Source organism: Stenotrophomonas sp. Steno-Z4, from assembly GCF_056393145.1.
On the sequence record NZ_JBWJPC010000001.1, the window covers coordinates 1092160 to 1106130 of the forward strand.

General features: G+C 69.1%; 3 protein-coding genes. 1 reads left to right on the plus strand and 2 read right to left on the minus strand.

The window, feature by feature from the left end; translation table 11 throughout:
- Positions 1–10: 10 nt before the first annotated feature.
- Both AC06E7_RS04895 and AC06E7_RS04900 read right to left on the minus strand, forming a co-directional pair.
- Complete coding sequence (locus AC06E7_RS04895; RefSeq protein ID WP_478063289.1) at positions 11–11011, minus strand: Ig-like domain-containing protein; 11001 nt, start codon at positions 11009–11011, stop codon at positions 11–13.
- A gap of 97 nt (positions 11012–11108) precedes the next feature.
- Entirely contained in the window at positions 11109–13037 is a 1929-nt protein-coding gene (locus AC06E7_RS04900) for a hypothetical protein (RefSeq protein WP_320457846.1), read from the minus strand.
- 582 nt (positions 13038–13619) lie between these two features.
- Here AC06E7_RS04900 and AC06E7_RS04905 point away from each other — a divergent pair.
- Positions 13620–13970 carry a helix-turn-helix domain-containing protein gene (locus tag AC06E7_RS04905; protein ID WP_478063291.1) on the plus strand — a complete coding sequence of 117 codons (351 nt, stop codon included), beginning with the start codon at positions 13620–13622 and terminating at the stop codon, positions 13968–13970.
- The last annotated feature ends 1 nt before the right edge of the window (position 13971 follow it).

Genomic DNA, 13971 nt, shown 5'->3' on the forward strand with positions numbered 1-13971 from the left:
GGTCATCTCCTCAGCGGTCCGCACGGTCGGCGGGGCGGGCCGGCGCAGCGGGCTGCACCTGGACCTGCACACGGGCGGCAACCTCGGCAGGCAGCCGTGGCAGCAGGGCCTTGCGCAGCACCTCGGCGCGCTGCCCGGCGAGTGCGGGCGTGGCCTGCCCGGCGGCTACGTTGACCTGCCCCCCGCCCTGCGCCTCCAGCGTGCGTGCTGCATGCGCCAGCACCGTCTCGGCAGCGGCGCCCAGCGTGGCCTGGCCGGGAACGAACAGCCCTTCCCCAACCTCCAGCACCGATTGCGGTGGCCCGGCGTTGAACCTGCCTTCGGGCAATGCGACGCCGAAGTCGAAGCGCACCGGCAACCCCGGGGTGATCCGGCGCAGCAGCGGATTGCGGGTCGTGAAGCGTGCGTCGGCCGGCAACGTGGTCGGATCGACCTTGAGGATGAAGTTGCGTCCGCGCGCCTGGCCACCGTTGATGCCGACCAGGTGATAGCGGCCGTACGCATCGGTTTCGATCACCAGGCCTTCCACCGATGCCACGCGGACACCGGGGATGCCACGTTCGCCTGCGTCCTGCACGCCGTTGCCGTTGTGATCGTTGAACACGCTGCCGATCACCAGGCTTTCGTCCAGCAGCGGGTCGCCGATCACCTCCACGTCGGCCGAGGCCACGTTGCTGATGGTGGTGCCCAGCACGTCATTGGCAGTGATGCGGTTGGTATGCACACCCAGCCCCACGCCCGCCCCCACCCGCAGGTAGTACACCAGCGTGGCCGATCCACCGGCGCGGATGTCCAGGCCGTCGATGCGCAGCGGTGCCACGCCGCTGGCACGTGCGGAATTGTCGATGTCCTGCGCCTCGAACCCGCCCGGGATGAAGGTGAAGCCGCTGGGCAGGGTGTCGAACAGGGTGACGCCCAGCGCGTCGAAGTCGCCCATGTTCTCCACGGTGACCACGTAGCGCACCACGTCACCCACCTTCACGCTGCGCTGGGTGGCCTGCTTGGTCAGGCGCAGCACCACCGCATCGGCGGTGACCACCACGTTGACCCAGCCTTCCACGCACACCGGGGTCGGCATCGAGGCATCGCAGATGTTGTAGCTGAAGTTGTCCAGGCCGCTGTAACCGACGAAGGCGGTGTAGATGCATTCGCCGTTGCCGCAGGTTGCGCGTCCGTTGCCCGCCGCCCTGCCCAGCCGCATCGATGCCGGGTTGATGCGAGCGCCGCTGGTGGTGAGGTTGTCCAGCAGCGGTACGGTGGTGGTGGTCCCACTGAGCACGGTGATGTTCTCGTCCACCACGTCGACGTCATTGACCTGGGTCTGCACGGTGACCGTGGCACTGCTGCAGACCGCCGGCGAGGCCTGGTTGCAGAGGCTGTAGGTGAAGCTGTCGGCACCGCTGAAGTGGGTCATCGGGGTGTAGCGCACGCTGCCGTCAGGCAGCACCACCGCCGTGCCCATGGTCGGCGCGGTGGTGATGGTCACCGCCACCGTGCCCGGATCGACCGGCGCGCCATTGGCCAGGTCGTTGGCCAGCACCGGCACATCGACCGCCGTGTCCTGTGGCGTGCTGGCCTGGTCGTTGTTGGCCACCGGCACGCTGTTCGGCGCTGCCGCCAGGGTGACCGACACCGTACCCACCGCGCATACCGTGGGCTGCGCCACCAGGCAGATCTGGTAGGTGGTGGTGTAGATCGTCCCGGGCGTACCGGCAGTGACGTCGACGCTGCCGTCGGGCTGGATGGTCAGCGCCGGGGTGTTGGTCGGCGTCAGCACCACCGTGGTCGGGTCCACGGGGGTACCGTTCAACGTGTCGTTGGTCAGCACGTTGGTCACGCCGGTGGCGCCGCCCGGGGGGACGCCGGGCACGCTGTCGTCGTTGGCCACCAGGACACCCGCACTGGCCAGCGTGACCGACACCGTGCCGATATCGCACACCGCCGGCTGGGCCACCAGGCAGATCTGGTAGGTGGTGGTGTAGGTGGTGCCGGGCGTGCCCGCCGCGACGTTGACACTGCCGTTGGGCTGGATGGTGATGGCGGCGGTGTTGACCGGGGTCAGCACCACCGTGGCCGGGTCCAGCGCGGCACTGTTGTAGGTGTCGTTGGTCAACACGTTGGCCACACCGTTGGCGCCGGCGGCCGGCACATTGGCCACCGTGTCGTCCACCGCGTCGAGCAGGCCTGGCGTGGTGGCCAGGGTGACCGACACCGTGCCGATGTCGCACACCGTCGGCTGTGCCACCAGGCAGAGGCGGTAGGTGGTGGTGTAGGTGACACCCGGGGTACCGGCCGCCACGTCCAGGCTGCCGTTGGGCTGGATGGTCAGCGCCGTGGTGTTGTTCGGGGTCAGCACCACCGTGGCCGGGTCGAGCGCGGCGCCGTTGAAGGTGTCGTTGGCGAAGACGTTGAGCACGCCGAGCGCCCCGGTCGCCGGCACGTTGCTGGCAGTGTCGTCCACCGCATCGAGCAGCGCCGCGGTGACCGTCACGCTGACGGTGGCGGTGTCGCACACGTTGAGGTTGGGCGCGGGCAGGCACACCTGGTAGGTGAAGGTGTCGGTACCGGTGAAGCCCGCGTTGGGGGTGTAGCTGATGGTGTTGTCGCCGTTGACCACGGCGGTGCCGTTGGACGGCGGCACCGGCACGGTGAACACCGCGCCGACCGGCAAGGTGTCGTTGGCGGCCACGGCCAGTACCGTGGTGCCGGTCCCGGCGGGCAGCGCGTCGTCGGCCGCATCCGGGCGCACCGCGACCAGCGCGGTGGCCTGGGCGCAGTTGCCCGGCTGTGCGTTCTCGCACACCTGGTAGGTGAGCGTGGTCGCTGCCGGCAGCGTGCCCGGTGCCACGGTCACCACGCCGTTGGCGGCCATGCTGTAACCCGGCACCGCGCCGACCAGCGAGGCGGTCACCGGCGTGGTCCCCGGAACGATCGGGGCGCCGTTGAAGGTGTCGTTGAGCAGCACGCTGGCGGTGGTGCCACCGGTCGGCGCAACCGGCGCGCCGCTGAAGTCATCGGCCTGCGCGACCAGCGCGCTGGCCGTCACCGTCAGGCTTACCGACGCGGTATCGCACACGCTGCCATTCGGTGCGGGCAGGCACACCTGGTAGGTGAAGCTGTCCGCGCCGGTGAAGCCTGCGGTTGGCGTGTAGCTGATGCTGCCATCGGGATTGACCACGGCGGTGCCGTTGGCCGGCGCGACCGGGACGGTGATCGTCGGGTTGAGCGGCAGCGTGTCGTTGGCGGTCACTGCAAGCACCGTGGTGGTGCCTGCCGCAGCCGACAGCGTGTCGTCCGCAGCGGCCGGGCTGACCGCCACCAGCGCGGTGGACTGGGCGCAGTTGGTCGGCACGGCGGTCTCGCAGACCTGGTAGTTCAGCGTTACTGCAGCGGGCGTGGTGCCGGCCGCAACGGTGACGACACCGTTGGCGGCCATGCTGTAGCCCGGCACGGGGCCCAGCAACGACGCGGTCACCGGGGTCGTGCCGGGCACGATCGGGGTGCCATTGAAGGTGTCGTTGAGCAGCACGCTGGGCGTGCTGCCACCGGCAGCCGGTGCGATCGGGGTGCTGCTGAAGTCATCGGCCACGGCGGTGACCGTGGTGACAGCGACGGTGATCGAGACCGTCGCGCTGTCGCACACACCGGCACCCGGGGCGGGCAGGCAGGCCTGGTAGGTGAAGCTGTCCGGGCCGGTGTAGCCGGGGTTGGGCGTGTAGCTGATGGTTCCGTCGCCGTTGACGATGACGGTGCCGTTGGCCGGGCCGGCCGATACGGTAATGGTCGGATTGACCGGCAGGGTGTCGTTGGCGATGACGTTGAGCACCGTGGTGGTACCCGCCGCTGCAGTCAGCGTGTCATCAACCACGACCGGGCTGACCGCGACCACGGCGGTGGACTGCGCGCAGTTGGTCGGCACGGCCACTTCGCACACCTGGTAGCTGAGCGTCACCGCCGCCGGCGTGGTGCCGGGGGCCACGCTGACCACACCGTTGGTGGCCATGCTGTACCCGGTCACCGGGGTCACCAGCGATGCCGCGACCGGAGTAGTCCCGGGCACGATGGCCGCGCCGTTGAAGGTGTCGTTGAGCAGCACGCTGGCGGTGCTGCCGCCGGTCGCCGGTGCGATCGGTGCCGCGGTGAAGTCATCGGCCACCGCGGTGAGCGTGGTGGCGCTGACGGTGAGGGTCACCGTGGCGGTGTCGCACACGCTGCCGCCCGGTGCGGGCAGGCACAGCTGATAGGTGAAGCTGTCCGGGCCGGTGTAGCCGGCGGTCGGGGTGTAGCTGATGGTGCCGTCGCCATTGACCACGGCGGTGCCGTTGGTCGGTGCGACCGGGAGGGTGACGACCGGGTTCAGCGGCGCCGCATCGTTGGCCAGGACGTTGAGCACGGTGGTGGTGCCGGCGGTGGCCGGCAGGGCATCTGCCACCGCATCCGGGCTCACCGCCACCAGCACGGTCGCGGCCGCGCAGTTGGTCGGCACCGCGTTCTCGCACACCTGGTAGTTCAGCGTCACCGCGGCGGGTGTGGTGCCGGCCGCAACGGTGACCACGCCGTTGCCGGCCATGGTGTAGCCGGGCGCCGTGGTCAGCAGCGATGCGGTCACCGCCGTGGTACCGGGCACGATGGCGGCACCGTTGAAGGTGTCGTTGAGCAGCACGCTGGCGGTGCTGCCGCCGGTCGCCGATGCGATCGGTGCCGCGGTGAAGTCATCGGCCACCGCGGTGAGCGTGGTCGCGCTGACGGTGAGGGTCACCGTGGCGGTATCGCAGACACTGCCGCCCGGTGCGGGCAGGCACAGCTGGTAGGTGAAGCTGTCCGGGCCGGTGTAACCGGCGGTCGGGGTGTAGCTGATGGTGCCGTCGCCGTTGACCACGGCGGTGCCGTTGGTCGGTGCGACCGGGAGGGTGACCACCGGGTTCAGCGGCGCGGCATCGTTGGCCAGGACGTTGAGCACGGTGGTGGTGCCGGCGGTGGCCGGCAGTGCATCGGCCACCGCATCGGGGCTGACCGCGACCACGACGGTGGCGCCGGCGCAGTTGGTCGGCACCGCGTTCTCGCACACCTGGTAGTTCAGCGTCACCGCGGCGGGCGTGGTGCCGGCCGCAACGGTGACGACACCGTCGGCGGCCATGCTGTAGCCGGGCTCGACGGTGAGCAGGGTGGCGGTCACCGGGGTGGTACCCGGCACGATCGGCGCACCGTTGAAGGTGTCGTTGAGCAGCACGCTGGCGGTACTGCCGCCGGTCGCCGGCGCGATGGGCGCGTTGGTGAAGTCGTCGTTGACCGCGGCAAGGCCGGTCAGGCTGACAGTGACCGCCACTGCAGCGGTATCGCAGACGGACGCCCCCGGGGCAGGCAGGCACACCTGGTAGGAGAAGGTGTCCGCGCCGGTGAAGCCGGCCGTGGGCGTATAGGTGATGGTGCCGTCGCCATTGACCACGGCGACGCCGTTGGCGGGCGCAACCGCGATCGTGATCGACGGGTTGGCCGGCAGCGTGTCATTGGCGCCGACATTGAGCACGGTGGCGGTACCCGCCGTGGCCGGCAGGGTGTCGTCCACCGCGTCCGGGCTGACCGCCACCACGGCGGCAGCCGCGGCGCAGTTGGTCGGGACGGCGGTCTCGCAGACCTGGTAGTTCAGGGTGACCGCGGCAGGCGTGGTGCCCGGAGCCACGCTGATCACACCGTCGGCGGCCATGCTGTAGCCGGTTTCCACGGTCAGCAGGGTGGCGGTCACCGGGGTGGTGCCCGGCACGATGGGTGCACCATTGAACGTGTCGTTGAGCAGCACGCTGGCGGTGCTGCCACCGGCAGCCGGGGCGATCGGCGTGGCGGTGAAGTCATCGGCCGCAGCGGTGAGCGAGGTCACCCCCACGGTCACGGCGACCGTGGCGGTGTCGCAGACACCGGCTGCCGGCGCGGGCAGGCAGACCTGGTAGGTGAAGCTGTCCGCGCCGGTGAAGCCGGCCGTGGGTGTATAGCTGACGGTGCCGTCGCCGTTGACGAGCGCCGTGCCGTTGGTCGGCGCGGCAGCCACGGTCACGGTCGGTGCAAGCGGGGCGGTGTCGTTGGCCAGCACGTTGAGCACGGTGGTGGCGCCGGCAGTGGCCGGCAGCGCGTCGTCGACCGCGTCCGGGCTGACCGCGACCACGGCCGTGGCACCGGCGCAGTTGGTCGGCACCGCGTTCTCGCAGACCTGGTAATTCAGCGTTACCGCCGCCGGCGTGGTACCGGCGGCCACGGTGATCACGCCATTGGCCGCCATGCTGTAGCCAGTAACCGGCGAAGACAGCGAGGCGGTCACCGCCGTGGTACCGGGAATGATCGGTGCACCGTTGAAGGTGTCGTTCAGCAGCACGCTGGTGGTGCTGCCACCGGTAGCCGGCGCGATGGGCGTGGCGGTGAAGTCATCGTTGGTCGCGGTGAGCGTGGTGGCGCTGACGGTCAGCGACACCGTGGCGGTGTCACACACCCCGGCGCCCGGTGCCGGGAGGCACACCTGGTAGCTGAAGCTGTCAGGACCGGTGTAGGCGCCGGTCGGGGTGTAGGTGATGCTGCCGTCGCCGTTGGCCACGGCCGTGCCGTTCGCGGGCGCGCCGACAACGGTGACCACCGGGTTCAGCGGTGCGCTGTCGTTGGCAAGCACGTTGAGCACGTTGGCGGTGCCGGCGGTAGCCGGCAGCGTGTCATCGGTCGCGTCCGGGCTGACCGCAACGAGCGCGGTGGCGGCTGCGCAGTTGGTCGGCAGGGCGGTCTCGCAGACCTGGTAGCTCAGGGTCACAGCAGCAGGCGTGGTGCCTGGCGCCACGCTGACCACGCCGTTGGCGGCCATCGTGTAGCCGGTAACCGGACTGATCAGCGTGGCGGTCACCGGGGTGGTGCCCGGCACGATCGGCGCGCCATTGAAGGTGTCGTTGAGCAGCACGCTGGCAGTGCTGCCGCCCGCCGCCGGCGGGATCGGCGACGCGGTGAAGTCGTCGTTTGTCGCGGTGACCGTGGTCGCCGTCACCGTGAGCGCCACCGTGGCGGTATCGCACACGCTGCCATGCGGGGCCGGCAGGCACAGCTGGTAGGTGAAGGCATCGGGTCCGACAAACGCACCCGTGGGCGTGTAGCTGAGCGTGCCGTCGCCGTTGACGACCACGTTGCCGCCGGTCGGGGCGGTGGTCACGCTGAGCACCGGGGTGAGCGGCGCCACATCGTTGGCCAGCACGTTGAGCACGGTGGTGGCGCCGGCGGCCGCCGGCAGCACGTCGTTGACCGCGTCCGGGCTCATCACCACTACGGCGGTGGCCGTGGCGCAGTTGCTGGGCAGCGCGGTTTCGCAGACCTGGTAGTTCAGGGCGATGGAACCCGGCAGCGTGCCGGCCGCTACGGAGATTACGCCGTTGGCGGCCATGCTGTAGCCCGAGGCCAGCGTGGTGAGCGAGGCGGTGACCGGGGTGGTGCCCGGCACGATGGCCACGCCGTTGAAGGTGTCGTTGAGCAGCACGCTGGGCGTGCTGCCGCCCGTGGGCGGGATCGGGCTGGCGCTGTAGTCGTCGTTGACCGCGACCAGGGCACCCGCGGCAATGGTGATCGCGACCTGTGCGGTATCGCAGGTGGCGCCGTCCGGTGCCGGCAGGCACACCTGGTAGATGAGCGTGTCCGCGCCGCTCTGCCCGGCGTTGGCGGTGTACTGCAGGGTGCCATCGGCCGCGAGCACGGCAACGCCCTTGGTCGGCAGCTGGGTCGCCGTGAAGGTGGCACCGGCGGGCACATTGTCATTGGCGGCCAGGTTGAAGCTGCCCGGCTGGGTGCCGGTGACGCTGGCCGTGTCATCGGCCGCATCCGGCGCGATCAGCACCTGTACGTCGGCCGTGTCGCAGTTGGTCGTGGAGCCGAGTTCGCACAGGGCATAGCTGAGCGTGGTGGCGCCAGCCGGGGCGAACCCGGCCACGGTGATGACACCGGCACCATCGATGCTGAAGCCGGCCGGTGCGCCCACCAGGTTCACCGTGACCTGCAGCGGATTGGCGGCGGCCCCGTTGAAGGTGTCGTTGCCCAGCACGCTGGGCGTGGTGCCGCCCACGCCCGGCGCGAACACCGGTGCGCGGAAGTTGTCGTCCAGCGCGTCGAGGGTGTTCGCGACCACGGTGATGTTCACCGTGCCGGTGGCGCAGGTGGTGGCGTCCGGCGCAGGCAGGCACACCTGGTACTGCGCGGTCTGCGGGCCGGCGGCAGCCGGCGTGTAAGTGAAGCTGCCGTTGGGCTGCAGGGTGAAGGTGCCTGCGGCGGGCGGCGTGACCAGGGTATAGCCCGCGCCGGCCGGTGCGTTGTCGTTGATGCTGACGTCGCCCACCAGCGGCTGACCGGCCGGCGTGGTGTAGGTGTCATCGGCAGCCGCCGGGGCGATCAGCAGGGCAACCTGCGCGGTATCGCAGTTGCTGCCCGCGCCGGCTTCGCACAGCTCGTAGGTAAGGCTGACTGCACCGGCGGCGGCACCGGAGGGTACGTTGATGACCCCGGCGCTGGTGATGGTGAAGCCCGGTGGCGGCGCGTTGACCAGGCTCAGGGTGACCTGGGCGGCGGTGACCGGGGCGGCATTGAAGGTGTCGTTGTCCAGCACGCTGGCGGTGCTACCGCCGGTGACCGGCGAAATCACCGGGGCGGTGAACACATCGTCGACCGCGTCGATCGTATTGGCCGCGATGATCACGCTCACCGTGGCCGTCGCGCAGGTGCCACCGTTCGGCGCCGGCAGGCAGACGCGGTAGTCGAAGGTGTCGGTGCCGCTGGTTCCCGGGTTGGCGGTGTAGGTGAGCGTGCCGTTGCCGGCAAGATCGATGGTGCCCAGCGTGGGCGCGGTAATGGCGAAATACTCCGAACCGACCGGTGCGTTGTCATTGGTCGCGATCGAACCGTTCACCGACTGCCCGGCCTGCACGTTGAAGGTATCGGCCAGCGCAGTAGGCGCGACCAGCAGCTGGACGTCGGCGTCGTCGCAGTTGGCCGGCACGGCGACTTCGCAGAGCCGGTAGCTGAGCGTGACCAGGCCCGACGGAATGTTGGCGGCGACGGCGATGGTGCCGCTGGTCGGGTCCAGGGTGTATCCCGGCGTGGTCGACAGCAGGGTTGCGGTCACCGTACCCGGCACCACCGCACTGCCATTGAGGGTGTCATTGCCCAGCACGCTGGGCGTGGTGCCGCCGGCGCCCGGAATGGCGGTGGCGAAGGTGTCATCGTTGGCCAGCAGCGCGTTCGCGCCGAGCGTCACGGTAACGATCGCGGTATCGCAGACAGTGCCATTGGGCGCCGGCAGGCAGACCTGGTAGCTGAAGGTGTCGGTGCCGGCAGCGCCCGCGTTGGGGGTGTAGGTGAAGGCGCCATCGCCGCCGATGACGGCAGTGCCCTGGGTGGCCGGGGTGACCAGCGAGAAGGCTGCGCCGGGCGCGGCAATGTCGTTGGTGCCCACGTTACCCAGCGCCGGTTGCCCTGCCCCGGGTGTGGTCACGGCATCGTCCACCGCATCGGGCCCGACCACCAGCTGCACGTTGGCGGTATCGCAGAGGGTCGGCGCGCTGGTGAGGCAGATGCGGTAGGCCAGGGTCACCGCGCCGGCAGCGGTGCCTGCAGGCACGGTGATGAAGCCGTCGGCGTCCATCACGTAGCCGGCCGGAGCGGTGATCAGCGTAGTGGTCAGATTGGCCGCGACGACCGGATTGCCGTCGAAGGTGTCGTTGGCCAGCACGCTGGTGGCCAGCGTGCCGCCGCTCTGTGCCGGCACCGGGGTTGCGGTGAAGTCATCGGCCACCGCGTCGATGACGCTGGCGTTGATGTTCAGCGTGACCGTGGCGGTATCGCACGCGGCGCCATTGGGCGCGGGCAGGCACAACTGGTAGCTGAAGGTGTCGGTGCCGGTCGCGCCTGCATTGGCGGTGTAGGTGAAGCTGCCATCGCCGAGCAGCTGCAGGGTGCCCTGGGTGGGCGCGGTGCCGGTCTGGGTGAAGGTGGAGTCGACCACGTAGTTGTCGTTGTCGCGCACGTTGGCGACCAGCTGCGCGCCAGCCTGCACGGCGTAGCTGTCGTCCACGGCATTGGGCCCGACCACCAGCAGCACGTTGGCGGTATCGCAGTTGGCCGGCGATGCCTGTTCGCACAGCTGGTAGGTCAAGGTCACCGGGCCGGCGGCGGCGGTGGCCGGCACGTTGACGGTGCCATCGGCGGCAATGCTGTAACCCGACGGCGCACTGGTCAGCGACAGCACCATGTTGGCGGCCACGACCGGGACGCCGTTGAGGGTGTCGTTGGTCAACACGCTGGCGGTGGTGCCACCGGCACCCGGCGGCAACGGCGCGGCGCGGAAGTCGTCGTCGTTGGCAAGCAGCGCTGCGGCCTGCACGGGAATGGTGGGGGTGGTGGCGGTGTTGTCGCCCGGGGTCGGGTCGGTGGTGCCCAGCGGCGGGGTGATGGTGGCCACGTTGGCGGCGATGGTGGCCGGCGTTGTGGTCGGCGCGGTGCCGTTGACCAGCACCACCAGGACTTCACCGACGCCGACGTTGACGCCGATGTTGACGCTGCCGGTGCCCGATGCCGCCGCACACTGCGTGCTGGGCGAGACCACCGCGCAGGTCCAGCTCACTGCGGTCAGCTGCGCCGGCACGCTGTCGACCAGCGTGGCCCCCACCGCCTGCGACGGCCCCTGGTTGCGCAGCTCGATGCGGTACTGCACCGCGCCGCCGGCGGCGACCGGCGTGGGCGTGGTGATGGTCTTGGACACGCTCAGCTGCGCGCTGGCGGCCAGCGTGTTGCTGTCGCTGCTGGTGTTGTTGCCCGGGGTGGGATCGGAGATGTCGGCCGGTGCGGCGACCGTGGCGGTGTTCACCAGCGGGTTGCGGTAGGCCTGCGCCTGCGCACCGCCCGCGGCCAGGGTCATCAGCAGGATGCCGGCCAGCGGCAGCGCGCGGGCGCGCAGGCAGCTTTCAGCGAGCTGGGAAAGGAAGCGTCGGGCGCTGGCGGTCGACATGCAGGAATCCTCGAAAGCAGCGCGCAGGCATTCGGCCGCGCACCACGTGTTGCGACGTTGCTGTCGGCGCGCCACCGGGCGCGCCGCGTGGATACGGCTAGTACGCGGCAGGGTCGGCGCTGAAGATCACCGGCACGGTGATCGTTGCCTGCCCGCCATTGATCAGGTCCACACCCAGGCTCACCCCATTGGTTCCCGCCGCACCGCCACTGGCGGCGCTGCAGACGCTTCCCGCCGACGCGATGCAGCTCCATGGCGCGCTCAGCGTGGCGCCGGCCGGCAAGGTGTCGGTCACCTGCGCCGCCGTGACCGGATCGGGCCCGGCATTGCTGACGGTGATGACGTAGCTGGCGGTTCCGCCGGGGGTATAGGAACCGCTGCCATCGGACTTGGTGATCGACAGATCGGCCTGGCGCGTGCGGTTGGTGATGCGGCACACCACGTTGAGCGGCTGCGCCGACAATGCCGGCGAGGTGAAATTGAAGTTCTGCCCGGTACCGCTGGTCAGCGTGGTGCCGGCCTGGTCCTTGCACTCCCAGGTGCTGGCGTAACGCGCAAGCACCGTGGCGGTGCCTGCGGTTTCCGCCAGGGTGTAGACCGTGCCGGGCGTGGTGACCACCGCGGTGGTGGCGCCGTTGTTGCCGACATTGGCCACGCTGGCCAGTACCGTCGCGCCCTGGGCGACACTGAGGTTGAACAGTCCGGGGTCGGTGGTGGGCGCCAGCGTCTTGACCAGCTGCACGGTGGCCGCGCAGCTCTGCGAAATGCTTTCCACGGTGAACACGGCTTGGCCGATGCGGATGCCGAGCAGGCCCAGCAGGTTGTCCACCACGCCGCCAAGCACGGCGCTCAGGACCGGTGCGATGACGGTGTTGATCACGCCGCGTAACGGCGTCAGCAACGCGGGAATGATGGCGTTGACGATGCTGTTCACCGGCAACGGCAACTGGATGAGGTTGTTGACCAGCCGTACCACCGGCGTGCCGCTGGTGATCTGGATTTCGAGCGAGTTGACCAGCGAGGTGACCAGTGCCGTGGCGGTCACCGTGCCGCTGCTCAAGGTGCGTGTCTGTGGATAGGGACCGTTGAACACCACGGACTGGGTGGATGGGGTGCCGGTGGCCACCGCACGCAGGGACACGGTCAGCGGCACATCGACATCCGCCACTTTCAGACCGCTGAGCAGGTTCACGCCCACCGTGACCGCAAGCGACGTGGCGCTGATCGGGGTCACGCTGGCGGGGGTGAGCACGGCGCTGCGGTTGAAGAACACCGCGTCGCTGATGGTGCCGATGTACAGGTTGACCAGGCCCGGCCGCGCCTGCAGGGTCACCGCGTTGCTGGCCAGGTTGACCGCGTTGATGGTGCCTTCGGCGCGGGCGACATCGGCATACACGGACAGATGCAGCAGCGAGGCGGTGATGTTGGTGCCGGCCAGCGAGACCAGGCCACCGACGTTGAGCCCGTTCAACGCGGACACCAGCGGTGCGATGTTCAGCCCCTGGGCGACGTCGAAATCGAATTTGAGGCGGATCGCGGCGCTGTGGAAGCCGGTGCCGACCGGGCCGCAGTTGTACACCGGTGGCTCGACCACCTGCGCCCAGATGCGCACATTGGCCAGGCCACCCAGGCCGAGCGGGGCCAGCTGCGCGGTGGTGAGGGTGATCGGGGTGGGCGTGGTCACCACGTTGCGGAAGTTGTACAGCTGCACGCCACCGGTGATCAGGTCCAGCACGTCCAGGTTGACGTTGGCCAGCGAGCCGGGCGGCAGGCTCACCTGCAGCAGGTCGGCCAGGCGGATGTTGCCGGTCAGGCCGCTGAGCGATGGCGTGAGCAGGTTGAGTGCGTTGGCGGCCAGCGTGTTGCCGTCAGCCTGGAGCACCGAAACCAGCGCGGCCTGCAGCTGGCCCAGGGTGATGTTGGCGTTGAGCACCTGGCTGGGGTCGCTGACCGCGACACCCCCGTTGAGGCGGGTCAGCAGGGCATTGAGATTCACATCGGCACCGGCGATGTGGTTCCAGTCCACCGCAGTGATATTGATATTCGTTCCGGGCAAAAGCGTCGTGAAAAGCAGATTCAGGACCGGACTCTGGGTGCTGTCCACCTGCGCAAGTCGCGGACCAGCAGAAACACAGGCGCCATTTGCCGTGCACGCATCCTGGGCATTTGCGACAGTGAAAATGCTGGATAACGCGAGCCCCATCACAATTAATGCGGAGATACTGACAATCCTGAACCGCACTAACACCCTTTTCACACCTGAAACATTATCCATCGGCCATCCCCCGGTCGTGGCCGCAGCACTCCATCCCGGGTAGGAAAATGCCTACCATGGGTGACCGGATGCTGGCCTGTCTCGTTCAGATTCTGCCGGCGGACTTTCTGGCCGGCATGGAGGATTAACTACGTGGACGGGCGACAATCGTCAAACCGGCCAGTAGTTTTACTGAGGGAAGTTTGGCTGTCGCTGCGGGTTTTACGGATGGGTAACCCTGCGGTGCCAACGACGGACAGCGATTCTGTACATTCTGTTGAAAGAATTGCTGTCTCGTTAGTATCGCTAACCATCCACCACTCAAGGAACGGGAAGGGGATTGCCATGCTCACAATGTCAGACCGGATCCGTGGAGCGCGGACCAGTGCAGGGCTGTCGCAATCGCAACTCGCGAATGAGACTGGCGTGAAAAGAAGTGCGGTAGCGCAATGGGAAAGAAAAGAGGGCACGCATCCGAGCGTGGAGCACCTGGCCCGCATTGCGGTGGTGACGCAGGTGCGTTTCGAGTGGCTGGCCACCGGGCGGGGCTGCGGCAAGGCCGATGGCGGCGAGTTGAGCGCCGCGGCGCCCAACGCCGATTACGCGCGCAACGACCTGGAGGGCAACATCCTGTCGCTGTTCCGGCGCCTGCCGCCGCGCAAGCGGCAAGTGGCGCAATCCATCATCGAAATGCTGGGTGTGTAGA

Coding starts and splice junctions, on each gene's coding strand:
- AC06E7_RS04905 (WP_478063291.1), top strand. CDS start 13,620: ATGTCAGACCGGATCCGTGGAGCGCGGACCAGTGCAGGGCTGTCGCAA.
- AC06E7_RS04895 (WP_478063289.1), bottom strand. CDS start 11,011: ATGTCGACCGCCAGCGCCCGACGCTTCCTTTCCCAGCTCGCTGAAAGC.